Source organism: Cellvibrio polysaccharolyticus (assembly GCF_015182315.1).
GTDB lineage: Bacteria > Pseudomonadota > Gammaproteobacteria > Pseudomonadales > Cellvibrionaceae > Cellvibrio > Cellvibrio polysaccharolyticus.
The window spans coordinates 824,705-850,537 of the sequence record NZ_PRDL01000001.1 but is presented as its reverse complement, the minus strand read 5'-3'; the positions used below and the strand labels follow the sequence as shown (position 1 = coordinate 850,537).

17 protein-coding genes are annotated in these 25,833 nt (G+C 52.1%); 3 read left to right on the top strand and 14 right to left on the bottom strand.

Features of this window, described 5'->3' with window-relative positions; all coding sequences use genetic code 11:
* Positions 1 to 100: 100 nt before the first annotated feature.
* Positions 101 to 1,126, bottom strand: a complete 1,026-nt coding sequence (locus C4F51_RS03720) for an IS110 family RNA-guided transposase (RefSeq protein ID WP_193906647.1) — start codon at positions 1,124 to 1,126, stop codon at positions 101 to 103.
* Positions 1,127 to 1,151: 25 nt separating this feature from the next.
* Positions 1,152 to 5,309: a DUF7933 domain-containing protein gene (locus C4F51_RS03715; RefSeq protein WP_193907283.1), complete on the bottom strand. Its 4,158-nt coding sequence runs from the start codon at positions 5,307 to 5,309 to the stop codon at positions 1,152 to 1,154.
* 533 nt (positions 5,310 to 5,842) lie between these two features.
* Here C4F51_RS03715 and C4F51_RS03710 point away from each other — a divergent pair.
* Positions 5,843 to 7,474, top strand: coding sequence for a methyl-accepting chemotaxis protein (locus C4F51_RS03710; protein ID WP_193907280.1), 1,632 nt, complete (start codon positions 5,843 to 5,845; stop codon positions 7,472 to 7,474).
* Positions 7,475 to 7,562: 88 nt separating this feature from the next.
* On the opposite strand, the gene C4F51_RS03705 is transcribed toward C4F51_RS03710, so the two are convergent.
* The 5 genes from C4F51_RS03705 to hflK all read right to left on the bottom strand — a co-directional run bounded on the left by C4F51_RS03705 (position 7,563) and on the right by hflK (position 16,111).
* Entirely contained in the window at positions 7,563 to 10,931 is a 3,369-nt protein-coding gene (locus C4F51_RS03705; RefSeq protein WP_193907278.1) for a TonB-dependent receptor, read from the bottom strand.
* A gap of 418 nt (positions 10,932 to 11,349) precedes the next feature.
* Positions 11,350 to 12,645 (bottom strand): adenylosuccinate synthase, encoded by a 1,296-nt coding sequence (locus C4F51_RS03700; protein WP_193907277.1) that lies wholly within the window; start codon positions 12,643 to 12,645, stop codon positions 11,350 to 11,352.
* Positions 12,646 to 12,726: 81 nt separating this feature from the next.
* On the bottom strand, positions 12,727 to 13,902 hold the full coding sequence (locus C4F51_RS03695) for an ATP phosphoribosyltransferase regulatory subunit (RefSeq protein ID WP_193907275.1): 1,176 nt from the start codon (positions 13,900 to 13,902) through the stop codon (positions 12,727 to 12,729).
* A 185-nt stretch (positions 13,903 to 14,087) separates the two neighbouring features.
* Entirely contained in the window at positions 14,088 to 14,963 is an 876-nt protein-coding gene (gene hflC, locus C4F51_RS03690) for a protease modulator HflC (protein WP_193907273.1), read from the bottom strand.
* The gene (hflK, locus tag C4F51_RS03685) at positions 14,963 to 16,111 is read right to left on the bottom strand and encodes an FtsH protease activity modulator HflK (RefSeq protein WP_193907270.1); all 1,149 of its coding nucleotides are present in this window, start codon (positions 16,109 to 16,111) and stop codon (positions 14,963 to 14,965) included. Before hflK ends, hflC begins: the two co-directional genes overlap by 1 nt.
* Before the next feature lie 57 nt (positions 16,112 to 16,168).
* Between hflK and C4F51_RS03680 the strand changes: the two genes are divergently transcribed.
* A complete protein-coding gene (locus C4F51_RS03680; RefSeq protein ID WP_193907268.1) occupies positions 16,169 to 16,309 on the top strand; it encodes a hypothetical protein in 141 nt (46 codons plus the stop codon).
* Here C4F51_RS03680 and hflX read toward each other — a convergent pair.
* The 7 genes from hflX to C4F51_RS03645 form a co-directional block, all read right to left on the bottom strand.
* Positions 16,306 to 17,613: a ribosome rescue GTPase HflX gene (gene hflX, locus C4F51_RS03675; RefSeq protein ID WP_193907266.1), complete on the bottom strand. Its 1,308-nt coding sequence runs from the start codon at positions 17,611 to 17,613 to the stop codon at positions 16,306 to 16,308. The genes C4F51_RS03680 and hflX overlap by 4 nt on opposite strands.
* 17 nt (positions 17,614 to 17,630) lie before the next feature.
* Positions 17,631 to 17,900: an RNA chaperone Hfq gene (gene hfq / locus C4F51_RS03670; RefSeq protein ID WP_193907264.1), complete on the bottom strand. Its 270-nt coding sequence runs from the start codon at positions 17,898 to 17,900 to the stop codon at positions 17,631 to 17,633.
* Between the two features lie 108 nt (positions 17,901 to 18,008).
* Positions 18,009 to 18,953, bottom strand: a complete 945-nt coding sequence (gene miaA, locus C4F51_RS03665; RefSeq protein WP_202987748.1) for a tRNA (adenosine(37)-N6)-dimethylallyltransferase MiaA — start codon at positions 18,951 to 18,953, stop codon at positions 18,009 to 18,011.
* Between the two features lie 48 nt (positions 18,954 to 19,001).
* Entirely contained in the window at positions 19,002 to 20,876 is a 1,875-nt protein-coding gene (gene mutL / locus C4F51_RS03660) for a DNA mismatch repair endonuclease MutL (RefSeq protein ID WP_193907253.1), read from the bottom strand.
* Between the two features lie 29 nt (positions 20,877 to 20,905).
* Positions 20,906 to 22,378 carry an N-acetylmuramoyl-L-alanine amidase gene (locus C4F51_RS03655; protein ID WP_193907251.1) on the bottom strand — a complete coding sequence of 491 codons (1,473 nt, stop codon included), beginning with the start codon at positions 22,376 to 22,378 and terminating at the stop codon, positions 20,906 to 20,908.
* Positions 22,379 to 22,407: 29 nt separating this feature from the next.
* On the bottom strand, positions 22,408 to 22,899 hold the full coding sequence (gene tsaE, locus C4F51_RS03650; protein WP_193907250.1) for a tRNA (adenosine(37)-N6)-threonylcarbamoyltransferase complex ATPase subunit type 1 TsaE: 492 nt from the start codon (positions 22,897 to 22,899) through the stop codon (positions 22,408 to 22,410).
* A gap of 37 nt (positions 22,900 to 22,936) precedes the next feature.
* Positions 22,937 to 24,457, bottom strand: a complete 1,521-nt coding sequence (locus tag C4F51_RS03645; protein ID WP_193907248.1) for an NAD(P)H-hydrate dehydratase — start codon at positions 24,455 to 24,457, stop codon at positions 22,937 to 22,939.
* 220 nt (positions 24,458 to 24,677) lie between these two features.
* Here C4F51_RS03645 and queG point away from each other — a divergent pair, with 220 nt between their 5' ends.
* Positions 24,678 to 25,796 (top strand): tRNA epoxyqueuosine(34) reductase QueG, encoded by a 1,119-nt coding sequence (gene queG / locus C4F51_RS03640; protein WP_193907246.1) that lies wholly within the window; start codon positions 24,678 to 24,680, stop codon positions 25,794 to 25,796.
* Positions 25,797 to 25,833: the final 37 nt, after the last annotated feature.

Here is a 25,833-nt window from a genome sequence, read left to right as displayed (position 1 = left end):
TATGAGCCATGTTAGGACCAGACTTACCCAATTACGATGTCATCTACATTGCCTTCAGTTTTCTTGCCTGCGCAACACTGTGCGTAAGTTTATTTATCGATTAAAATCCAAACGCTTCATCGTAACTTTTGCCTTTGCTCATCAGTGCCCAGGCAATACGAGCCAGCTTGTTTGCCAAAGCAACAATAACTACATTCCGGTGACGACGCCTCATTAACTCTGCGATCCAGGGAGTCATAGATCGCCTGGGATTCATATGTTTGATAACTGCTCTTGCACCATGAATAAAAAGCGTTCTCAAATAGGTATCGCCTCGTTTACTGATGCCCAGCAGGCGATCTTTTCCTCCACTGGAATGCTGGCGGGGAACAAGACCAAGCCACGCTGAAAACTCCCTTCCACTCTTGAAACTGCTGCCGTCTTTGATAGTCGCCACCAATGCCGACGCAGTTAAAGGACCTATACCTGGAACTTCTTGTAACCGTTTCGTAAGCTCTATATCCGGGTTGTAGCGCTTTATCTCGTGTTCGATTTCATCAATGTGCTGATCAATTTGCCTTAGCCTGCCAGCCAATCGTTGCGCATGGAGCCTCATCATCACGGGAAGGGTCTCTTCGTAGGCACCATAATCCTGTTGCAACCAGGCTCTCAACTTGTGTATACCAACGGGAACAATCAAGCCAAACTCAGCCAAAGACGCCCTGAGTCGATTGGCTATTGCAGATCTCTCCCCCACCAACCCCTTTCTATCCCGATGGAGCAATAGCAGTGCTTGCTGTTCCTCGGACTTTATGGCAACAAAACGCATGGTAGGCCGGGTCACAGCCTCACAAATTGCGTCCGCATCTGCTGCGTCATTTTTATTGCTTTTTACGTAAGGCTTTACAAATTGAGGTGGTATTAACTTCACATGGTGACCCAGCTTTTGTATTTGCCTTGCCCAATGATGGGCGCTGCTGCACGCTTCCATGCCCACCAGACAGGGCGGCAGGTTAACAAAAAAATCTAATAATTTTGCTCGGGTTATTTTTTTATTAATTAACCTTTTACCTGAACCACTGGCAGCACAAACCTGAAATACATTCTTTGCAAGATCAACCCCGATCACAGCAACATGTTCGCTCATAGCCTTGCCCTCTCTGATGTCAGAATCAAGTACCTTTATTATTTGGCACTTGAGAGAGGGGCGTCCATACCATTATTTGTGCAGGGACTGTCGGCAAGGTATCTACCAACGCAGTAGATAGAACCATGTTGGCATCATTCGGGTTGGCAATAGCAATCGTCAGCCTTGATACCGCGCCCGGTGCCACCACTGGCGGCTCGAATTGCTTGGTGACAATGCCCGGCTCGGTAACAATCAAACGCGCTTCAGTCGGTACTTCATTGGTCACACCTTCATAAGTGATAACACTCTCAGGTGGAATCACATTGTCGTAAATACCGGGCGTATTGCTCATAACGTTAGCGGTAATCAAACACACACTATTCGCCGGAACGGTTGCTCCCGCCAAGGTTATTGTGCGACCGGAAGGAATTACATTGACAGTACCGGTTGCACAGCTCCAGGTTTCATTAGGCGTTTGCGATAACACCAGGCCGTCTGGCAGATTGTCGGTAAAAGTCATTTGCGTCAGTGGCTGGTCATCGGTGTTTTCAACACGGATAGTCAGTACAGCCGATGCGCCCGGTAAACGAATGGCTTCACCGGTAGTAAAACCAACCGGATCGTTCAGGTCCAGCGTTCTGTTATCAATTGCTTTGTTCAGCAGCAATGGGTGACGCGCTTCAAGTGTGTCTTCTACCGGAGGATGATTTACAGGAACATCATTCACCGTCAAGGTATTGGCAGGAATACTGTTCACATAGCTACCCGCATCCGCCGCAACCACATCAATTTCCAGGTAGCAACTTGCGGGCGAATCGCCAGCCGCTGCAGCCAGCGTACCGCCGGTGAGGCGCACACTGTTATTACCTGGCCAGGTTAGCGATACAGAACCACCACAGGTTGAAAACGCATTGGGTACTGGTGCAACCAGCAAACCGCTCGGGAAGTTATCGACAATGCCGAAATTTTGTACCGCTTGATTTTCCGGATTAAAGAAGCTGATGCGTAAACGTGAAATATCCCCCGGACGAACAACCTTCGGGGCAAATTCCTTGCTCATCCCCACCTCGGAGGTGGTGCTTAAAGTACTTCTCGCAGAGGTGGTGGTATTGGTAGCACCCTGATCACTGACGATCGAATTTTCCGGAATCAGGTTGGCAATAGTCCCCACACGTTTGGAGGTTACCCGCACTGTGATGGTACATGCCTGGTTCGGTGCAACAGTCGCCATCGACAGGGATAATGAACGCTCGCCCGGTACAGCAGTTACTACACCGGCAGGACAAGTGGTAGAAGCTTGCGGTGATGCGGCGATCAACATGCCGTTGGGTGTGCCGTTCGGCGTTCCATCAAGGGTGAACCAGTCAGTAACACCAACCCCCGTCAATAACTGGCTGGTATTGTTGGTGATGGTTACTGTTAAGAGAGAAGAATACCCGGGCACAATAGTGCCGGGATTAATACTCTTGGCAATTGCCGGAATTTCTGATGCTACAAAAGCCAGATCAGCCCTTACGTCTGTACGGTTTAACAAACCATTGTTGGCAGTAATTTGGCCGGCCTTTATAGAGTTAACCCAGTCAGCATTACCGATGGCAACAACATCAACCAATACCTCGCAATTTGCGCCGGGAGGAATAACCGCCCCAGCCAAACCGACAGAGGTCGCACCGGAGGCAGCATTGACCGAACCACTGACACAAGTTGTATAAGCATTAGCCGGTGCAGCCACACTCATACCGTCAGGTAAATTGTCCGTCAGCGCCAGGCCGGTAATCGGCAATGAGTCACCTCGGTTACCCAGTAAAATTCGCAGAGTAGACCGGCCACCTGAACCGACCTGAGCCGGACTGAAACTTTTGCTGGCAGTTAACGCATCGCTAAAGGTTAGCGGTGCATTGGCAAATGCATTTACATTCAACAAAGTGCCATCAGCATTGGTTTGCACCGCCGCCACATCGGCTCTGTTGTTGTATGTGCCTGCCGGACCAACCACATCCACTTCGATGGTACAGGTTGCCGGAGTGTTGGTACCGGCAGTACGCGCAGGCATAGTACCGTTATTTAGCGAGAGAGACGTTGCACCCAGGCTGACCACTCCGCCACAGCCGTTGATCAAATTGGCTGGCGAAGCAATTTGCATTTGCTGGATAGCACTGCCCGCGTTTGGCAAGGAATCACTCAAAGCAATACTGGTGAGCGGGCTATCAGACCAGCTGGATACAACCAGACGCATGCGCACAGGCGTGCCTTCAAAAGCACTGGCCTGAGCAAAACTTTTGCTCAGATTGATAATGGCATGAGCGGGGTTGTTTACCTGCACCGGGGACCCGTTACAAACGTCGCCAGGCAATCTGTTAGCCGGATTGGCGTCTGGTCGATTGCCAGCGGCATCCGGCGCGAGAGAAGGATTTCTCGGCAGGTACACATCACATGCTCTGATCTGATTCAATGTTGCAGCTTCAGAATCCGGATCAATCATGGCCCAGAAGCTGATCGTACAAACGCCGGGCACATTTACAGCATCACGAGCAGGAACAGTGGGAATAGTAAACAACAAGTCTGCATCGCCCTGCACACGGCCATTCAAACCAAGCACACCACAACCGGCAGAAACAGAGGCGGGGAAACCGGCTCCGGACAATAAGGTTGCACCATTATTCAGGCTATCTGCCACCGCCACATTCGCGAGAGGCTGGCTGCTGAAGTTCTGCACATTAATGGTGTAATTCACCGGGTTACCTGGCGCCACCGTAGCGGGGATTTGGGTTTTTAGCACTCGCAAACGGTCTGCAATGGTGACGGATGCCGAACGCGCCTGGCTGATGATATCAGGCTGCCCTTGAATTTTGACTGCCCCCGCTGGAATCTCATTATTGTAAGCAGAAGGCGTGTCATCACCGGTGGTCTCACCCTCAAAAGTAACGGTTAAAACACAGCGCCCCGATGCATTATCTCCGGAAACTTTCACCGGAATGGTAAAACCACCTACCCGGAAGCCATCATTACCCATGAGAATAGTTGATGTACCACCAGCACAACTATTGGTAACAGCTTGCACTTTCAGCTTGCCAACATAAGGCGATGCAGAGATGGGATTGTCTTCAAATTCATCAACAACCAGAGCCGTACTGCCGTTATTTTCCAGGGTTACTGTGAAAGTGCTGGGAACACCGGCAGCAATGGGCGAGTGCGCAAATGCCTTTGCCACGGCCAGGGGTGAGCGAACAGTGATGTTACGCGTGGCATTGGTCGCCGGGCGTAATCCTTCATCACTGGTAAAGTCATTGGCTGCCATTGAGTTGGTACCAGTAACCTCATAAGCATTTGCCGAGTGGCGAGCCTGAACCGGGACATCAATAGTACAAGTACCATTCGCGGGCAATGTACCGCCAGAAACACTGAGACCTGCGGCTGCGCCAGACTGTAGAGTCACCACCGGATTAACGGCACCGGGCGAACAGCTGACCAACGCCGCAGCACCGGTCGGCTCAATAATCGCACCGCCAACGCCGGCATTATTAACCGGAAAAACATCGCTGAATGAAAAATTGGTGAGCGGAGTATGCTGACTGGGATTGTTTACGGCAATGCGCAAGGTTCCCGTATTCCCGCCCAATATCAGGGTACCGGTATTGGTTGGAAATCCTTTGGACCACGTCGGACGAGGCACCTGTGAAACAGTAATCGCTTGCGGACCGCCACTGGAGTTTTCTCCCTGATCACTGCCAGCTTCACCAGGATTTCCATTGAGCGGACCATTGATACTAAAGGAATGAGATGTACTCGCCCCATTAGCAGACCAGGCAACCACAGGAATGTCGAGATAGCATTCGCCAGATTTATCGATCTCTGCGACAGGAATCGGCACAGTCAATCCAGACAATGAAAGCCCGGCATGGCCGACCGCAGCAGAGACGCTGCCACCGGCACATCCGACACCGGAAATGACTACGGGACCATTAACCCTTAAGCCACCATTGGCATTACCCGGCAGGGCTTTATTAAAGTTGACATTGGTAAGCGGCTTACCACTAATACCATTATTGCTGAAGGTTACCCGCAAACTGGTAGCCTCCCCGGGGTAGACAGTGGTGCTGTTCGGTGCGACCGGCCCAGGATTTACGGTAATCGCAAAATCACCGTAGGGCGCGGCATAAGATGCTGCCGAAAACATCCCCAGCACCGCAAACGCATACATATACCTTTTCCATGGGGAAGAAAGGCTCGATGCTCCCGTGCCGGAAACTCCTTCTGTCCTTGCTCATGAACTAATCCTGTAAACATCCTTAATCAACCCCATTTGATCATTGCTGGCAAAATTTGCGCAAAGCTTTCTACCAATCCGTAAGGACTGATCTCCCCGGAAAGCCCGGCAGCACCAGAAAAAATAAAATCCATGTGCCCTGACCCGCCGGACACAGAACATCGATAACAAAAACGCGGGAGAAATCTATGAAGAACGACTGGGAACAGTCGCTAAAACCAACGCGAGACAAAAAATTTGGCGAATTCTATGTGATTTCAATCGCATAAAGCATTACCAATTATTACAAATTTATAAATTTCACCGAATTTGAATGAAAAACGTTCTAAATAAAAAATCATGTAAACATTTTCGACAAAAAACATCCTTACTGTAACCCTGCTAGCCACCGACAAATTCGATTGAAACATAAATGTCACACTCTTTTTATACAATTTTACGCGCCACTCTTCGCCGGAAAATGAATCATGTTGTACAACCTCAGCATTGCCTTGCGCATTCTGTTGCTTGGCGCCGTTCCGCTTGTTTTTCTGATTATTGTGCTGGTCGCTTCGTTTCTCGCCGCCCGTGAAAAAGATGCGCTGTTCTACCGCCTCTACGATGACCACCTGATCATCCTTTCCGATCTGATGCAGGCCCAACGCATACTCCAACACCAGGTGAGTGAAGATATTCGCAAATACCGCAGCGGCTGGGTCTCGGTAGAGGCCACTCACACCGGCCTTGAAGAAAAACTCAACATCGCCAGCACGCACTGGCTGGCATTTCAGGAGCAGCGCCCGACAAGTGGCGATCAGGAACTGTATCTCGCCCTCGATACCGCCTTTGAGAAAAGCCTTCGGCTTTACAGAGAGTGGGGAAGCTACGCGGGCAGCGATGCGCTGCTGGTGAAAATTCTCAATGAATCAACCATCAACAACGACTCTGCTGCGGTGGTGGGACACTTCGCTACGCTAAGCGACCAATTTATTAATCATCAAATCGCCACTGCCGCGAATGTTCGCGATGATGCGGCGGCGCTAACTGCCACCCTGTTAAGTTGGTATTGCATTGGCGGATTATCATTGTTGTTAATCTGCCTGCTGTTTATTCGACGCGTACAACAGTCCATTACCCGCCCGCTGTTGGCGCTGAGAAATTTGCTAATCAATATTGAAGACCGCTCTGACCTCACACTGCGCGCAATACCGCAAGGAAAAAATGAAATCGCTCAGGCAGCCAATGCGCTGAACACCATGATTCAACATTTTCAGAACCTGGTGACAGAGCTCGGGAAAAACACCGAGGCTACCGGCGCACAAGTCAGCCGCCTGCATGAAATCAGCGAGAATGTCAGTGAAGGCGCTACCCGGCAATCAGCGCAGTCAGAATTTCTCGCCACCGCCATGTCACAAATGCGAAGCGCTATAGAAGAAGTTGCCAACAATGCCAGTACCGCTGCTGTTTCTGCTGAAGACTCTCACCACCTGAGCATTCATGGCAAAGCGCAGTCCATTAAAACCCGGGACACCATCGATTCACTTGCCAATAAAATCAACCAGACTACCGACGTCATTTTGCAGCTGCAAACGGACTCCGGAAAAATTTCCGGTGTGCTCGATGTTATCGGAAAAATATCGGAACAAACCAATTTGCTTGCATTGAATGCCGCGATTGAAGCCGCGAGAGCGGGTAGCGCAGGCAGAGGTTTTGCGGTTGTCGCAGATGAAGTTCGAACCTTATCTGCCAACACCAAAAAAGCCACCGAATCCATTGGTGCCATGATTGTTCGCCTGCAAGAACAAGCCAACATGGCAGTAAGCGCAATGAAGCAGGCCTCCAAAGAAACATCAGAGAGCGTGAACTCTTCTATTAAAAATCATGAAATGTTTGAAAAAATTGCCGAGTCCACCGCAGATATTGCTCGCGTCAATATGCAAATATCCACCGCTACAGAACAACAGAAAATGGTCGCCAAAGAAGTTTCGACCAATATCAATGCACTGAATACAGATATTAACAGCCTGAAAGAGAACGCCAGAAGCTCTGCGGAATTGAGCGATGCGCTACATAAACTCTCCGGAAAAATGGCGGAGAACTGGAAGGTTTTTAATATATAAGGTTTGGAAAATTGAAAAAAAACCGGATTTGAAAAAATCAAATCCGGTTTTATGCACTACGGCATTTCAAGCACCAGTTATCACACTATCAGAAAGTGGCCCGTAGAACCAACGTGGCACGACGGTCTTGAACAAACCAGCTACGACCGGCTTCCGTCCCTTTATCATCCAGAATCATAATGGTTTTGGATGTGGTATCCAGCAAATTGGTCACTTGCAAACCGACCTTGATATGATCATTCACGGTATAGAAAATAGAGCCGTCGAGGAACCCGGCATCATCATTCCATAGCGGATATTTGGATATCACATCACGGGTGGTTAACAAATACTTGGAGCGCCAGTTGTACGCCAAGCGCGCGGCCCAATCACTTTTTTCGTACATCAATATCAGGTTGGCGGTATGTTCTGACTGGCCTTGTAATGGAACCGTGTCGAGATTTACGCGAGCACCGGTATCATTTACGCCACCGGTCCAATCGGTGTTTTCGTAATCTTCCTCGTTGTTGGGAACACCCGATGCTTCAATCCATGTGTAGTTAGCTTGAATACCTAATCCATCCCATGGAGATGGCAGCATGTCGAAAAATTGCTGATAGGCAATTTCATAACCGTACATGGTGCCATCGCCACCATTCCGTGTGGAAACCACATCAACAACTTGCGTTGCGCCAGTCAACGGGTTGGTTACGGACTCAAGACTTGCACCGTTCACAAAGAAGTTTTTCAGATCTTTATAGAACAATGTACCTGTTAATGACCCGGTGTTACTAAAGTACCATTCCAGAGACAAGTCATACTGCAAAGACTCCATCGGCTTGAGATGAGGTGTACCACTTTCTCCTTTGAAGTTGACGACTTTGGCAGACTGAATAGCAGACTCCCAATCTTCTGCATTATCAGGATCAGTCGGTTGCCCACGTACGGTGTCAATATCGACGCTCAGATCTCTTTTATTACGAACCAGACCCATATCTGGTAACGCGATTGCTTTACTGATCGCCGCACGACCAATCAGCTCATCGGACAATTCCAACTTCAGATTCAAACTCGGCAATAATGCATTGTAATCATCAACCGCAACCTGTCTGCCTGATGCGGTAGTGACAAAATTACGCTCGGCATCACTCAGGTACCAGAAGTTATTACCGACCCAACGGTTTGCTGTGTCGTTATAAAATGCATTGAGACTGTCATAGGCACCAGCGGCAACCTGCGCGTCAGCATAGGCTTTTACCGATGCACCGGTCAGAGCACGACCTTGCAACACTTCCGGCGGAATATCCTGTGTAATGTAATCTTCATCAGTAGAGGGAGAAGTAAGATAACCGCTCGCTTCCCGCTTCAACTCAACGTATCGCAAACCTACGTTACCGCTGTAGCGCATTTGAGATTCATCGGATGCAAAATCAAGGCGAACATAAGCAGCTTTATTGGTTTCCACCGTATTGGATATTTCATTGGGCAGGAACATGCCATAGCGACCGTCTACACCTTCACGGCATTTGTAAGGTGACCAATCGCCTCCTCCGGACATCTGAACAAAACCTGCATCGCCCGGACATGCGCCGCTATCGCGGTGCCAGGCAACGACATCACGATTCAGGAAATACAGATGATTTCCGCCTTCGATATTCAACGCATCGCCGCGATGGAAGTCTGACCAATCTACCGCGCTGTACCAATTTGACTGATCGGGCACATGATCAAGATAAAGCTGGCCCGAACTCCATTCCGGAGCAACAGATCCCCAACCATAACTGGTGGCTCGAACCGTTTGGTCCCGCTCAGCCCAGCGAACACCGGCTTTGAAACTTTTAATAAGGCCATCGTTTTCAAAATCACGGGTTACATCCAGGCGAATAGCATCGGATTTACCGTCAGATCGTTCAAAGTGATCCATCGCCGAGCGGTACCAGTAGCTGGTGATATCACTGAAATAGTTGCTATCTCCTGCTGGATCATTGGTCCAACCCGGACGGTTAACGCCGTTGTTGTAGGCACCGGGATTTTCATCCCGCACATTATTCCAAGGGTTAATCAAGGTCAGATGAGGCAGGCTGCCGGAAAGATCATATTGCTGCAGCGCTGCAACACCGAGGTGCATAACCAGATCATCTACACGCGTTTCAGCATCCACATGCTGCAAATCGACTTCAAATGTCCATGCATCGTTTGGCTTGATAGTGAGATTGACAGAGAAATCTTCGACCAGCGTTTCCGATGATTGGCCACGGGTATCCAACTGCTGCTTGTGACCGAAATAAGGTCTGCCACCAATACCGCCTTCTTCCGTTGGAATATTACTGTAGGGGTTTGGATAACGCGTATTAGGCTCGGAACCATCCGGCCCCAACTCACTGGTAGCACGCCATGCGCTATTCGCCTGAGAGAGCAAACCCGACTGGAACAAGCCATTGTCACTGAAAGAAAATGAAGTGCCGTCAAAGGGACGCGTGTTCAAATCGCTATCGGTATAACCGCCCTGATATTTCAGGGCATTTTCCCACCAGTCGAGTTTCGCATTGGAGCGAATATATTCGGTGGTTAACAAAAATCTTTCATCAGTATCGCGCCACTGAAAAGAAGCCGCTGCACCCTGACGTTCGCGCTGATCTTCTTTCATTAGCAGGTTGGCGCCCTGGGGCATCCATACGGTGCCGTTACCATCGGCGCCCACAAAACTCTCCGCACCGGCAATATCAGAGGCCTTGTAACGTTTGTACACATCGGACTGAATACCGTGTGACGTTCCCACCAGTTCGGAGTGAGCGAGGTTAATCAGAAAGCCGAATTCACCGGCATCGGATTCCCAGCGGTTGCTGAAAATACCGGAAACGGTAGGTTTCCATTTCTCCGCAATATCACCCCAGGTTCCCTCAACGTTCACAGCGGCCATCATGCCCTGGGTATCAAAAGGTTTACGGGTACGCAAACTGACCGTACCGCCAATCCCGCCTTCGACCATATCGGCAGACTGGTTTTTATAAATATCCACACCGGCCATTAACTCTGGCGGCACATCCTGAAACGATAAACCGCGACCGGAATCGGCGGTAAAGGAATCGCGACCATTAAATTCAGAGCGGGTTGCCGACATACCCCGAATAACAGCCCCGGAACCTTCTACCGAAAAGTGGTCCGGGTCATCCGCGGCCTGGAAGCGCTCAATAGACACACCAGGCACACGCTGCATCGCTTCAAGAACACTGCGATCAGGCAGCGAACCGATGTCGGATGCCGTAATGGAGTCAACAAATGTGTTGGCATTTCGTTTGATATCTTGCGCACCCTGTAAACTCTGGCGCATACCGCTCACTAAAATTTCTTCTACGGCGTCATCTGTTTGAGCGAAAACAGGAGCACCGATAGCCATTACGCAAACAGCCAACAGTGACTTTTTAAACACACCTGCTTGTTGTGAAATTCCACGCACTTGTCTTTTATGGAAAGCCATAGCCAACCCCTTTTTATTGTATTGATCAGGAAAAGTAGAGCTTTGTTGTGTGGCAGAGGGTCGTCGAACGATTTATATAAATTATTATTCGAACAATCATGCCTTCAGTCGACAGCATACTGTTAACGTGACTATAAGCTGACTGAAGCCCGATTATGACGTTTTTTACTAGCCTTGCATACTAGTAGCCATCATTTTCTACACTACATCTTTATCATTAAAAACCGATTTGTAACAAACACTTGTTATTAAGAAAAAATAAAACAGCTGTCAAAATCAATCATGTTTTGTCATATCAAATCTTTGCCGAAAAAAGACCAGTTTTCCATTTGCAACATGCAGAGCGCAATCTGCGCGAGCAATATTCAGGCATAAAAAAACCCGGCAAAAGCCGGGCTTTTTTATGCGTCAAACCGAATCAGGCACTGAACGGATGACGCAATACGATAGTTTCAATGCGATCCGGGCCAGTTGAAATAATATCAATCGGCGTGCTGGTCAATTCTTCCAGGCGACGGATGTAAGCACGGGCATTGGCTGGCAATTGCTCCAGAGTACGCGCACCAACGGTTGATTCTTTCCAACCCGGCATCTCTTCGTAAACCGGCTGAATTTCAGCCCAACCTTCTGCATCGTAAGGAATACCGGTAGGGTTACCTTTGATATCCAGGTAGCCGACGCAGATTTTTACGGTTTCAAGGCCGTCCAAAACGTCCAGTTTGGTCAGGCAGATACCGGTAACGCTGTTGATACGGTTGGCATGACGCACCGCCACAATATCAAACCAGCCACAACGACGCTTACGACCAGTCGTCGCACCGAATTCATGGCCTTTTTCGCCAAGGTAGGCGCCAATTTCACAATCCAGTTCGGTAGGGAACGGGCCTGAACCAACACGCGTGGTGTAGGCTTTGGTAATACCCAGAACATAATCGAGATAAATCGGACCAAAACCGGAACCGGTAGCAGTGCCGCCAGCGGTGGTGTTGGAAGAAGTAACAAACGGGTAGGTACCGTGATCGATATCCAGCAGCGAACCCTGTGCACCTTCAAACAGAATGCCTTCGCCACGCTCGCGAGCCTGGTGCAACAACTCGGTCACATCGGCAATCATCGGGATCAACTGAACAGCCCAGGCTTTGCAGTCGGCGAGGGTTTTTTCGTAATCAACCGGAGCAACTTTGTAGTACTCGGTCAACATAAAATTGTGATAAGCCAATACGTCTTTCAGCTTCACCGCGAAACGGTCAAGGTTAAGCATATCGCTCAAACGCAAACCACGACGCGCCACCTTGTCTTCATAGGCCGGGCCGATACCACGACCGGTAGTACCGATTTTGGCATCGCCGCGAGCTGCTTCACGCGCCTGATCCAACGCAACGTGATAAGGCAGAATCAGCGGACAGGCCGGAGACAAACGCAGACGCTCACGCACCGGAACACCCTTGGCTTCCAGCTCGCCGATTTCCTTGAACAATGCCTCGGGTGACAACACAACCCCATTGCCGATAAGGCAGGTCACATCATCACGCAAAACACCGGACGGAATCAGGTGCAATACGGTTTTCTTACCATCAATCACCAGTGTATGACCAGCGTTGTGGCCGCCCTGGAAGCGAGTGACAAGCGACACCTGATCGGTCAATAAATCGACAATCTTGCCCTTACCTTCATCACCCCACTGGGTGCCCAATACAACGACGTTCTTGCCCATGACTTGGATTAACTCTCTGTGAACCTGGTTAAAAAATACGGCACCGGACAGACCAAAAATACCGGACCAATTGTTTGGACGCTAAAGCGCCTCGACCTTGTAAGTTTCTCCGGTTGATACCAGCTGGCGGTCACAACCTGACTCGGCCAATGACTGGCTATCAAATACCGATACAACACGCTCGCCGTTGGCTCGCAACTGCTGAATGACCGCCCACTGGGCCGGGTCATCACTGGCGATTACCGCAATACCACCACAGTTGGCGGCTGGCAAAATACCCAGCTTGCCAAGCGCAGTAATATCAACCGCAAAACCGGTGGCAGGCCGCGCACGACCAAACACTTCACCAATGTGGTCATAACGACCACCACTGGCAACCGGGTTGCCATAGCCTGGTGCAAATGCAGCAAACACCAGACCGGTTAAGTAGTGGTAACCGCGCAACTCGCCGAGATCAAAGTACATCACCGCTTGCGGATAGCGTTTTTCAATCGTGTCGGCCACGGCGATCAACTGATCAACCGCCTCAACAGCATCGGGCGCCAGCACCGCAAAGCGCTCACGAGCGACCGCAAGAATGGATTTATCACCGGCCAGTAATGGCAGGTCGACAAACAAAGCGGCAATAGCAGGAATTTGAATATTTTCGGCAACCCAGACACGAATCTCGGTCATTGCTTTGCGTTGCAACAGTTCAAAGAAGCTCTCTTCCTGTGCAGCACTTAGCCCGGCAGCCGATACCAGCGCACGGTAAATACCCACATGCCCCAGGTCGATATGCAACTTGGGTAAACCGGCGACCCGCAGCGATTCAAGCAGCAGGGACACCACTTCAATATCGGCAGCAATACCCGGCTCACCATAAAACTCAACGCCCGCCTGAATCGGCGTACGGGTGGCTAACGGATTTTTCGGCTTGGTATAAACGACATGGCCGGCATAACACAGACGGTTGGCACCGGTACGAGTAAAACTGTGGGCGTCCATCCGGGCAGTTTGCGGGGTGATATCCGCACGGATACCCAGCGTTCTCCCGGTTAACAGGTCAGTCACTTTGAAGGTCAGCAGGTCTACATCCTTGCTGAGCCCAATAAGCAGGGAATCGGTGTATTCCAGTAATGGCGGAATCACCAGGTCGTATCCCCAGGCACCATACAAGTCCAATAACTGTCGGCGCAGGAATTCTATCGGTTTTGCATCGGCAGGAAGGATTTCCTCCACACCATCAGGCAATAACCAGCGATCAGCATAAGTCATAGCGACTCGATACGGTTTATTTCAACAAAAGTAACCCGACACCAATGAACAGTGAGCAAAAGCAATTAACTATTCCGGCGGGTGATGACAAATGGCATTAGAGCCATCATTTGCTCATAAAAAACCGAGCCAGTTGGCTCGGTTCCGGGATTTTACACACTTTGCAGGCAATGAGCCACCGTGCGCTATTTTTTCCCGCTGGCGTCTTTCAGGTAGCGGAAGAAATCGCTGTCCGGATCAACCACCAGCAAATCTTCACGCCCTTTAAAGGTATTGCTATAGGCAGTGAGACTACGCACGAATGCGTAAAACTCGGGATCCTGACTATAAGCAGCAGCGAAGATAGCAGCAGCTTTTGCATCGCCGTCACCGCGAATACGCTCGGCATCACGGTAAGCGTTGGCTTCCAGCACGGCACGCTGACGGTCAGCATCGGCGCGAATAACTTCAGCCTGCTCCTGACCTTTGGAGCGATATTCACGCGCTTCCTTTTCACGGTCAGCCGCCATACGGGCATATACCGAATCGCTTACGTCTGTAGGCAGGTCAATACGCTTGACGCGAATATCAACAACTTCAAGACCCAGCAAATCTTCGGTCACCAGATTCAGACTATGAGTCAATTCTTCCATCAACTCATCGCGACGACCGGAAACCACTTCATGCATGGTGCGACGACCGAAATGGTTACGCAGACCATCGGCAACACGCGATGCCAGACGCTCTGCGGCAACACGCTCATCACCACCGGTAGCCTTATAGTAGTTTTCTACGTTCTTGATACGCCATTTGATGAAGGAATCCACAATCAAACGCTTGTTCTCGACCGTAAAGAAGCTTTCCGGGCGCATATCAGCGGTCAGCAAACGACCATCGAATTTACGCACCTTGTCGGCAACCGGCAGCTTGAAATGCAGGCCAGGCTCTACATCCATTTGCACCAGACGTCCGAAGCGCAATACGACCGCGCGCTCGTACTCGGTAACCACGTAAATGCTGCTGGAAATAACCATCAAAATAATTGCGGCAACAATAACGCCGAAGAAACCTCTGTTACTCATTAGCGAATCTCCCGACGAATACTGGTGGTTGGCGTCTGCTCCAGCGCACGCGGTGCTTCACGCACGACCGATTGCGACTGCTGGTAGGATTGCTGGGCCGGACGGTTCTCCGACTGCACCAGACGATCCAGAGGCAGATACAACATGTTGTTGCCGCCCTGCACATCAACCATCACTTTGGACGCATTACCCATCACACGTTCCATCGTTTCAATATATAAACGCTCGCGGGTTACCGCCGGCTGAAGATGGTATTCCGCCATTAAGCGCTCAAAACGATCCGACTCACCCTCTGCACGGGCAATCACCTCGGCACGATAGGCTTCAGACTCTTCCAGCATACGCTGGGCGCGACCACGGGCTTGCGGGATCACTTCGTTGGAATAGGCCTGCGCCTGATTCTTTAATCTTTCTTCGTCTTCTTTTGCCTTGATAACATCATCAAACGCAGCGCGAACTTCTTCCGGTGGACGACCTTCCTGAATGTTCACGTCACGCACCAGGATGCCGGTGCCGTAGTCATCCAGATAGGCCTGAATACGCAGTTTGACTTCTTCAGCAATTTTTTGACGACCTTCAGACAGCACCTGATTCAACGCGGTTGAACCCACCACATGACGCAGCGCACTGTCTGCCGCGTGACGCAGGCTGATTTCAGGATCGCGTACATTCAATACGTAATCTCTTACATCCTGTACGTTGTATTGCACGGTGATCGGAAGCTCTACAATGCTTTCATCCAGCGTCAACATCAAAGCGCGCGACGGATACTGACTTTCTTCCGTTACGTTAACCTTGAAAACTTGCGTAACCAGAGGCGCATTCCAGCTCAGACCTTCTTCCTTGATTTCCTTGAAGGCACCGAATTGCAATACAACGGCACGCTCTTTGGCATCAACGGTATAGAAACCGGCGGCCAGGTAAATAACCACAGCGACCACAGCGATGATCGAAAACAACGGCCAGGGATTGCCACGGGGAGCGCTGCCTGAGCCGCCGCCTTTACCACCTGAACGGCCGCCGAACAGACCATTCAACTTGTCCTGGAGCTTTTTAAACGCTTCGTCAAGATCCGGTGGGCCGTCATTCTTACCACGACCGCCACCCCACGGGTCCTTATCATTACCTCCCGGTTCATTCCAGGCCATACAACATCTCCACTAGTCAAAAAATGGTAGAGCAAGCCATCCGCGAGGCAGATGACCATGCAAATTTTTCGCAAGGTTCAGCAGGGCGGCCAGGTTCGCAACCTGACCGCCCTGCTCTATAAAACACAGTTCATTGAAACGATAATGCCGGATTCTAACAAAGCACGGACGCAAACCACCAATTATTGTGGGAATTAATGTTGCGATTCGCCTTCTTCGGCCCAAACGAGCGCATCAAACGCCATAGATTCACTGCTCAGTACCCGCAACAAATCACTTTTGGGAATGCGCACCGTCAAACTGCAACCGCCATCATCACGGTAGGATTCAGCAGAAACCGCCTGTTGCTGATAGAGACGCGCCCGCAATCGCGCCTGATCCGATGTCAGCATCAGAGTGCCAATCACCATTTCTGTTCCCAGCAATTCGGAAATAGCTTCCAGCAGAAGCTCGCTGCCTTCGCCGGTTTGCGCCGACAGCCAAACGGCTAACGGCTTGCCACGATCATCACGATCAATACGCGGAGCCATCTCCAGCAAATCAATTTTGTTGTAGACGCGCAACTGCGGCAGCTCTTCAGCACCAATTTCGCCCAATACAATATCGACCTGCTCAATGTTATGCAGACGCTCCTCAGCGGCGGCGTCAACAATGTGCAGCAGCAGGGTGGAGTTGGCGGCCTCTTCCAGTGTGGCGCGAAATGCTTCAACCAGTTTGTGCGGCAAGTGACTGATAAAGCCCACGGTGTCGGCAAAAATTACCGCGCCCACATCCTGCAAATCCAGCCGCCGCATCGTCGGGTCGAGGGTCGCAAATAATTGGTTCTGCGCGTAGACATCCGCACCGGTCACCCGGTTGAACAAGGTGGACTTGCCGGCGTTGGTATAACCCACCAGCGAAACAGTAGGAATAGAGGCGCGTTGCCGCGAGCGGCGCCCCTGTTCACGCTGGGAGCGTACTTTTTTCAGGCGCGACTCAATCATACTGATGCGGTTACGCAACAGACGGCGGTCGGTTTCCAGCTGGGTTTCACCCGGGCCACGCAAACCGATACCACCTTTTTGACGCTCAAGGTGAGTCCAGCCACGCACCAGCCGGGTTGCCATATGGCGCAACTGGGCCAGCTCTACCTGCAACTTGCCTTCAAAAGTACGGGCGCGCTGGGCAAAGATGTCGAGAATGAGACCGGTTCGATCCAGCACCCGGCATTGCAATTCTTTTTCGAGATTGCGCTCCTGGCTGGGAGAAAGTGTGTGGTTGAAAATGACCAGCTCGGCTTTAAGCTCTGCAACCAGTTGTTGCAGCTCCTGCAGCTTGCCACTTCCAATGAAAAAACGGGCATTGGGAGAGGTACTTTTACCTGTCACAAATGCAACGGGGTCACCGCCGGCGGAAAGCACAAGCTCCTCGAATTCACGAGGATCTTCGGATTCCTGGCCATAAGAGACGTTCAGGTGAACCAGCACAGCCAGTTCACCTGAATCAGGGCGATCAAAAAACAAGTAGTTACCTCGAGGGATTACTGCTCGGCTTGCTCGTCTTCTTCACCTTCGAGTTCGCCTGCAGCATTGAGCAGAGGAACGCGTACAGCACGAGAAGGAACAACGGTGGAGATAGCGTGCTTGTATACCATCTGGCTGACGGTATTTTTCAACAGCACGACAAACTGATCAAATGACTCAACCTGACCTTGTAACTTGATGCCATTTACGAGGTAAATGGATACCGGTACACGTTCCTTTCTCAGGACGTTCAGGTAAGGGTCTTGTAAACTATGCCCTTTTGACATGTTTATTCTCCAATGTAGATAACAAAAGTAACCCACCTAAGTCTTCCGAATGCTGTTGGAAGGGGGTGGAGCAAGTATGAAACTCTGACTAGGATTCTCACAGCTCTATTATATGGCTCCGCCACGAACAAAATTCAAGGCATAAGCCACAATTTCTTCATGAGAGTGTGAAATACCATCCTCGCGGTCAGTGTACAACCAGTATAGATCAGGCCAGCCGCGCAACCAGGTTAACTGTCGTTTAGCCAATTGGCGGGTGGCGATTATACCCCGCTCGACCATTTCGTCCTGCGATATTTTTCCATCGAGATAATCCCACACCTGGCGATAACCCACCGCTCGTATTGCCGGCAAATCTGCATGAAGATCAGCGCGAGCGTGCAATTGCTGCACTTCTTCAACCAGCCCGTGCGTCATCATTTTCAGAAAGCGCGCTTCAATGCGCTGATGCAAGACGCTTCTGTTGCGCGGCGCGATAGCCATTTGCAACACATTAAAGCGCTCGGTAAAGGGCGCTACCGATTGTTGTTGCTGTTTTTTTCGCAGCTCGGTCATGGTGATGCCACTGACGCGATAAACCTCCAACGCCCGACTTAATCGCTGCGAATGATTGGGATGAATTTCTGCCGCTATTTCCGGATCCACCTGCGCCAACTGCTCGTGCACATAAGGCCACCCGTGCAGCGCGGCGTCCTGCTCAATGGCAGCACGCACCACCGGGTCGGCCTCTGGCATGGCTGCCAGCCCATCCAGTAACGCTTTGAAATACAGCATGGTGCCGCCAACCAGTAGCGGTATTTTTCCGGCGGCAATAATGTCGGCAATTTCCCGTTCGGCGTCAGCACAAAAATCGGCCGCCGAATAAGGTTGCGAGGGGTCGCGGATATCAATCAGCCGATGCGGCGCACGCGCCTGCTCGGCCAGCGAAGGCTTTGCCGAACCAATGTCCATGCCGCGATACACCAACGCCGAATCAACACTGATTAATTCAACCGGCAGGTGATCACGCAGCGCCATCGCCAGATCGGTTTTACCGGACGCGGTTGGCCCCATCAAAAAAATAACCACAGGACGTGTGTGTGTAGCAGAATCAGTCACAGGTTATTGCCCACGCATAAACAGTTTGTCGAGTTCATCGAGTGATTGCATCGCCCAGGTGGGGCGGCCGTGGTTGCACTGACCGCTGCGCTCGGTCATTTCCATATCGCGCAACAGTGCGTTCATTTCCGGAATGGTGAGACGACGATTGGCACGCACCGAACCATGACAGGCCATGGTGCCGAGAATTTCATTAATGTGATGCGTGATGCGCTCACTGCTGCCGTGCTCGATAAGATCGGCCAGTACATCGCGCACCAATTGCTCCACTTTGGCTTTGTTGAGAATCACCGGAATTTGCCGAATTAACAAACTCTCCGGCCCGGCGCGCTGCAATTCAAAACCCAGGTTGCGAAAAATATCGGCGTGTTGCTCTGCGTAATCCGCTTCTTTCTGGCTGACCGCAATACTTTCCGGCACCAGCAAAGGCTGCGTTTGCAAACCACCCGTCGCGAAGGATTTTTTCATCCGCTCATACACAATCCGCTCGTGGGCCGCGTGCATGTCCACAATAATCAAACCCTGGGCATTTTCTGCCAGAATAAAAATGCCTTTCAATTGCGCAATCGCATAACCCAGCGGCGGAATATCATCCTGGTTTTCCGGCAACCCGGCAGGCTGATGCAATTCCTGATAACGACGCATTTGCTCGCCCGCCGCCACGCTGGAAAAACCACCGGAGCGATAGGCGGGCGACGCGGGCGATGAATATTGCATGCCGGAAGATGGCGCCGCCGCAGGCTCACCGGTGTTTACCGCCGCGCTGGCCAGCCCCAGTTTTTCTTGTCCCTGAAACTCGCCAATAGCAACACCGGTGGCGGGAAGCAGCGGCGACTCACTACCGGCATCTGCTGATTTTGCCAGTGTATCTTCCGGCGTAACGCGAGCCAGCGCATGGTGCAAACTGCTGTAGATAAAATCGTGCACGTTGCGGTTATCGCGAAAGCGCACTTCATGTTTGGTGGGATGCACATTCACATCCACGGTTGACGGATCCAACTCAAAATACAAAACAAAAGCAGGATGGCGACCGTTAAACAACACATCCTGAAACGCCTGACGCACCGCGTGCCCCACCAGCTTGTCGCGGATCGACCGGCCATTCACATAAAAGTGTTGCAAATCTGCCTGGCTGCGAGAAAACGTGGGCAGCGCAACCCACCCCCACAAACGCATACCGTTGCGTTCGATATCAATGTGCACAGCATTTTCCATAAATGCCGGACCGCACACCTGAGCGACACGGCGCTCCTGCTCCAGCTGCGAATCACCGGCGCGCCATGCGTACACCATGCGCCCGTTATGGCGCAAATTGAAAGCCACATCAAACCGGGACAGCGCGAGACGTTTTACGACCTCTTCAAGATGGTTGTACTCGGTTTTTTCGGTGCGCATAAATTTGCGCCGCGCCGGTGTATTAAAAAACAAATCGCGCACTTCAACGGTAGTACCGCGAGGATGCGGTGCAGGCGATACATCGGTTTCCATGTCACGGCCTTCGGCCACTGCCTGCCAGCCACTGGCATCATCGTTGGTGCTGGTAATTAACGCGAGGCGCGCAACCGAGCTGATACTGGCAAGTGCTTCACCGCGAAAGCCGAGTGTTGCCACCGCTTCCAGATCATCCAATTCGTAAATTTTGCTGGTGGCGTGGCGGCTGAGCGCCAGCGGCAGATCGTCGCGCTCAATGCCCGAGCCGTTGTCGCGCACCCGCATGAGTTTGATACCACCTTCTTCGATATCAATATCCAGACGCGTTGCGCCGGCATCCAGGCTGTTTTCCAACAGCTCTTTAATAACCGACGACGGTCGCTCGACCACCTCACCCGCCGCGATCTGGTTGGCGAGGCGAGGCGTAAGCAATTTGATTCTGTTCATGGGCAAAACCGATGTTGGGCAGGCAAGGATCAGGAGGCAGGAATTTTAAGCGTTTGGCCAACCTTGATGGAGTGATTTTTCATACCGTTGTGCGCCGCCAATTGGTTCACCGACACATTGTAGCGGCGAGCAATGGCTGACAAGGTGTCACCCGGCGCGATGACATGTTCACTGACCATTTGCGCACCACTGGCGCGCTGCGCGGCAATAAAAGTACCGGGCGGTGGATTCTGGAAAAAATATTGCCGCACGCCACGGAAAACCGATTGCGCCATTTGTTTGCGATAGGCCGGTGTGCCCAGCTTGCGCGCTTCTTCCGGGTTGGAGATAAAACCGGTCTCAACCAGAATAGAAGGCACATCCGGTGATTTCAGCACCATAAAACCCGCTTGCTCTACCTGGCGCTTGTGCAAGGTGGCGATGTTGCCCATGGAATTTAAAACCTGCTGCCCGACACGCAAACTGTCGTTCAGCGTGGAGGTCATGGAAAGGTCCACCAGCACACCGGCCAGTACCTGATCTTTATCTTCCAAACTGATGCCGCCCACGCCGCCGATAAGATCCGACTCGTTTTCACGCTGCGCCAGAAAGCGTGCCGTTTCACTGGTAGCGCCATGGCGGGACAAGGCAAACACCGAAGCGCCGCGCGCCGATGGCTTGGTAAAAGCATCGGCATGGATGGAAACAAACAAATCGGCTTTCATGTTGCGCGCCAGATCGCGGCGCTTTTTCAGCGGAATAAAATAATCACCAGTGCGCACCAACCTGGCTTCAAAACCGCGTTCGGCATTAATGGCTGCAACCAGTTCTTTACTGATCGCCAGGGTGACATCTTTTTCGCGCAGGCGGCCGGGGCCAATCGCACCAGGATCTTCACCGCCGTGTCCCGCATCGACCGCCACCACAATATTGCGCTGGTTGGCGGTTGCTGCCGGTGGCGGTGCAGAAGGGGCTGCGGGTTTAACCGTTGCCGCCGGTAAAACCGGATTCGCTGGCGGCGGCGTAGCAGCAGTTGCCGGAGCAGAAGAGGCCGCCGGAGCCGGGGCATTGGCTGTTGCTGCAACCGGCGCAGCATTGACATCATCCAGCAAATCCACCACCAGACGATCGCCTTTATCGGCGTGTTTTTTCAGAATAAAACTGCGCGGCTGAATTTTATTTTTCAAATCGAAAACCAGCCGCAAGTCCTGGCCATCGTGAGAAAAGCGAATTGCAGAGATAGGCGTATCCGCCAGCGTCAAATTATCCAGCGATGCTTTTAATGCGGTAGAAGGAACCACCACCAATAAACGCTCAGGGTCGGCCAGCGTTGCCACCGAGTGCTCCACCGGAGCGCTGAGGTCAAACACAATGCGGGTATGGTCGGGAGCGCGCCAGACACGCACACTGTCAATTTGCGCAGCGTGTAATAGCGGAGGAAAAAAGCACGCCGCCAGCGTCAGCACAAATGCCAGCCGCCCGTAAATTCCTGCTTTGATTGAACTGATCGAAGAAAAACCCATGTGCACCCAAAAATACTCTTTATATTAATTCAGACGGTTTGCTGCAACGCTCGAAGCACTTGCACACCATATGCGCTGTTAGCCTGCACTTTTACCAGACGCCCTTGACCACTGACATGCGTGGCAATTATTAAATCCGGTTGCGGCAAATAACCTTCGCCACGCACCGGCCATTCCAATAAACAGACATTGTTATGCACAAAATAATCCCGAATTCCCATATATTCCAGTTCTTCGGGGTCGCCAAGTCGATACAAATCAAAATGAAATACCTGGCGATCGGCAAACTGGTAGGGTTCAACCAACGTATAGGTAGGGCTTTTTACCGCGCCGGAATGACCAAAGGCATAGAGAATGCCGCGCGATAACGTCGTTTTGCCGGCACCGAGATCGCCCAGCAAAAAAATAACCGCGCTGGCCGGCTGGCGGCATAAAACATCCCCCAAACGCCGCCCCAACGCTACCATATTCTCTTCGCCGTGAATGAGCCATTCATCGGCCTGAATCACTGAATTGGCCATATATTCATCCCACAAGCTCAAGCATCATTTCACTCACTCAGTGACCACGCAACAATTCGCACACCTGGGGCAGCAAATCGGTTGCCAGCAAGCTGCGCTCACCGAGCAATACCGCAGCGCGATCTGCAGCTTCTGCATGCAAGCAAGCTCCCAGACGGGCGGCATCGCCTACCGATAACCCTTGTGCCAGCAAACCACCGAGCAAACCACTGAGAATATCGCCCATACCGCCACTGGCCATACCCGGGTTACCCGCAGTCACTACACCAACCTCGCCGTTTTGATCAGCCACCAGGCTGCCAGCACCTTTAAGAATCACCGCGCCACCGTATTGTTGCTGCAGCGCGGTTACCTGTTGGTAGCGTTGTTGTTGCACATCGGCGGTGCCGGTATTCAGCAAGCGCGCAGCTTCGCCCGGGTGCGGAGTAAGAATCCAGTTATTGCGGCGGGTGCCCGTCGGTACCACCCGACCCGCCGCCATAATATTCAGCGCATCGGCATCAACTACCATCGGCAGGCCGCTTTTCATGGCTTGCTGCAACATTTGTTCAGACCAGGGCGAACGCCCCAACCCCGGACCAATAACCAGCACACTCGGGCGCGCCAGCAAAGGCTCCAGCTCCTGGCCGGACACCACACCGCAAGCCATCACTTCCGGACGGCGCGCCAGAATCGCCGCGACATGCTCAGGCCGGGTTGCCACGCTGACCAAACCGGCACCGGCACGGGCTGACGCTTCCGCAGCCATCAAGGCCGCGCCACCGTAGCCGGCATCACCGCCGATCACCATCACATGACCAAAATCGCCTTTGTGCGCATCGGCTGCACGGCGTTGTAACAAATCCAGACACCGGGTGGTATTCAACAGGGTCGCAGAAGGGGTAACGCCATGACGGTGCGCTTCTGACACCTGGAGATCCGCCAGCACCAGCTCGCCACACAAGGCCGGGCCACGACCGCTGACCAGACCGCATTTGAGGCCGATGAAGGTAACGGTTGTTGTCGCTCTCACTGCGGCGGCAACCGCCGCTCCGGTATCCGCGTTGAGGCCGGACGGAATGTCCAGCGCCAGCACCGGCAAATGGCTGGCGTTGATCTGCTCAATGGCCGCCGCTGTATCAGCGCGGAGCTCGCCGCTAAAACCGATTCCCAGCAGGGCATCCACCACGATCCCGGAGGCAGGCGGAGCATCAGCGGCAAAAGAGCGAATTTTCACGCCGGCTTGCAGGGCAAATTGCCAGGCCAGGCGTGCATCGCCGGTGAGTTTTTCCGGGGCAACCACCGCAACAACCTCGACCGGCAAACGGCGCTCGGCGGCCAATCCGGCCAGCACATAACCATCACCGCCATTATTGCCACCGCCGGTATATACATGAATAAAATCCGGCTGACCGAAACGCGCCAGCAAAACATCGAAGGCGGCCTTTGCGGCACGTTTCATTAATTGAATGCCCGGCACACCGCCAGCGATGATGGCCTGATCCAGAGCGCGTACTTGCGCAGCGGTGTACAGCTCCGCCGACGGCGTTTTGTTGTCAATCGAGCGAATGGTCGCCATGCAGAAAACCCGAACAAAAGGAAAAAGACAGAATTGGCGACGATTATACGCAAGATGCCCGCCAGGCGTTAAAACTCCCGCACAGAAGAAATGCGCCAGCCGGTAACAAAATGCCCTCGCTTTGAACGCAAGCTCATCGCCTGGTTGGCACAGGCGGTTTCTGGCACAATAGCGGCCTCAATCCTGAACCCATTTCACCCTGCCATGTTTACTTCCCGTCATGCCTGACCAACCCGACCTTAATCAGCTCACCGCTGACATCAAACGCTGGGGGCGTGAGCTGGGCTTTCAGCAGGTTGGCATTACCGATATTGACCTGTCGGTGCAGGAGCAAAAGCTGCAAGCCTGGCTGGAAAAGGGTTATCACGGCTCCATGGAATGGCTCGCGGCCCACGATAACAAACGCTCGCGCCCGGCCGATTTGCTACCGGGAACCTTACGGGTTATTTCGGTACGGCTGGATTATTTACCGGCGGACACCGAACAAATCCGCATCCTCAAAGACAGCAATAAGGCCTATATCTCGCGCTATACGCTGGGCCGCGATTACCACAAGCTGATTCGCAAACGCCTTGCCCAACTGGCCAAAAATATTGACGATGCCCTGCCCGACGGTTACCCCGGCAAAGGCATTTTGCAAAACCGCGCCTTTGTCGACAGCGCACCGGTGATGGAGCGGCCTCTGGCAGAAAAAGCCGGGCTGGGTTGGGCCGGCAAACACACCCTGATCATTAACAGCAAAGCGGGCAGCTGGTTTTTCCTGGGCGAAATATTTACCTTTCTGCCTTTGCCTGTGGATGTATCTGAAGAAGTAAACCGATGCGGCGACTGCACCGCCTGCCTGAAAGTGTGCCCCACCGACGCCTTTCCCGAGCCTTACCAGCTGGATGCGAGGCGCTGCATCTCTTACCTGACCATCGAAAACAAGGATGCCATCCCGCTGGAGTTTCGCGAGCCGATCGGCAACCGGATATTCGGTTGCGATGACTGTCAGGCGATATGTCCCTGGAATAAATACGCCCAATTTACCGGCGAAGGCGCATTTCAACCTCGCCACGGCCTCGCCAACAGCGATCTGCTAACACTTTTCCAATGGACGGAAGCCGAGTTTCTGGCCCATACCGAAGGCTCGGCGATTCGTCGCATCGGCTACCAGCAGTGGTTGCGCAATCTGGCCGTGGGGTTGGGCAACGCCCCCTCCTCCGATGACATCATCGCCGCACTGCACAAAAAACGACCGGATTGCTTACCCATGGTGCAGGAACATATTGATTGGGCACTGGCACAACAGGCTAATCCGCAGCACCGCCGCAAACGAAAAATACGCAGAGAAGTGTAAAGATCGCCCCGATTGAGCCACTCAATCGCTTATATAG

What these genes read in the sequence shown, in the direction of transcription:
- queG (WP_193907246.1), top strand. Translation starts at nt 24,678, where the DNA reads ATGCCTGACCAACCCGACCTTAATCAGCTCACCGCTGACATCAAACGC.
- C4F51_RS03715 (WP_193907283.1), bottom strand. Translation starts at nt 5,309, where the DNA reads ATGTATGCGTTTGCGGTGCTGGGGATGTTTTCGGCAGCATCTTATGCC.
- C4F51_RS03680 (WP_193907268.1), top strand. Translation starts at nt 16,169, where the DNA reads ATGCAAATTTTTCGCAAGGTTCAGCAGGGCGGCCAGGTTCGCAACCTG.
- C4F51_RS03720 (WP_193906647.1), bottom strand. Translation starts at nt 1,126, where the DNA reads ATGAGCGAACATGTTGCTGTGATCGGGGTTGATCTTGCAAAGAATGTA.
- C4F51_RS03700 (WP_193907277.1), bottom strand. Translation starts at nt 12,645, where the DNA reads ATGGGCAAGAACGTCGTTGTATTGGGCACCCAGTGGGGTGATGAAGGT.
- C4F51_RS03710 (WP_193907280.1), top strand. Translation starts at nt 5,843, where the DNA reads ATGTTGTACAACCTCAGCATTGCCTTGCGCATTCTGTTGCTTGGCGCC.
- hflK (WP_193907270.1), bottom strand. Translation starts at nt 16,111, where the DNA reads ATGGCCTGGAATGAACCGGGAGGTAATGATAAGGACCCGTGGGGTGGC.
- hflC (WP_193907273.1), bottom strand. Translation starts at nt 14,963, where the DNA reads ATGAGTAACAGAGGTTTCTTCGGCGTTATTGTTGCCGCAATTATTTTG.
- C4F51_RS03645 (WP_193907248.1), bottom strand. Translation starts at nt 24,457, where the DNA reads ATGGCGACCATTCGCTCGATTGACAACAAAACGCCGTCGGCGGAGCTG.
- hfq (WP_193907264.1), bottom strand. Translation starts at nt 17,900, where the DNA reads ATGTCAAAAGGGCATAGTTTACAAGACCCTTACCTGAACGTCCTGAGA.
- tsaE (WP_193907250.1), bottom strand. Translation starts at nt 22,899, where the DNA reads ATGGCCAATTCAGTGATTCAGGCCGATGAATGGCTCATTCACGGCGAA.
- mutL (WP_193907253.1), bottom strand. Translation starts at nt 20,876, where the DNA reads ATGAACAGAATCAAATTGCTTACGCCTCGCCTCGCCAACCAGATCGCG.
- C4F51_RS03695 (WP_193907275.1), bottom strand. Translation starts at nt 13,902, where the DNA reads ATGACTTATGCTGATCGCTGGTTATTGCCTGATGGTGTGGAGGAAATC.
- miaA (WP_202987748.1), bottom strand. Translation starts at nt 18,953, where the DNA reads ATGGGGCCAACCGCGTCCGGTAAAACCGATCTGGCGATGGCGCTGCGT.
- C4F51_RS03655 (WP_193907251.1), bottom strand. Translation starts at nt 22,378, where the DNA reads ATGGGTTTTTCTTCGATCAGTTCAATCAAAGCAGGAATTTACGGGCGG.
- C4F51_RS03705 (WP_193907278.1), bottom strand. Translation starts at nt 10,931, where the DNA reads ATGGCTTTCCATAAAAGACAAGTGCGTGGAATTTCACAACAAGCAGGT.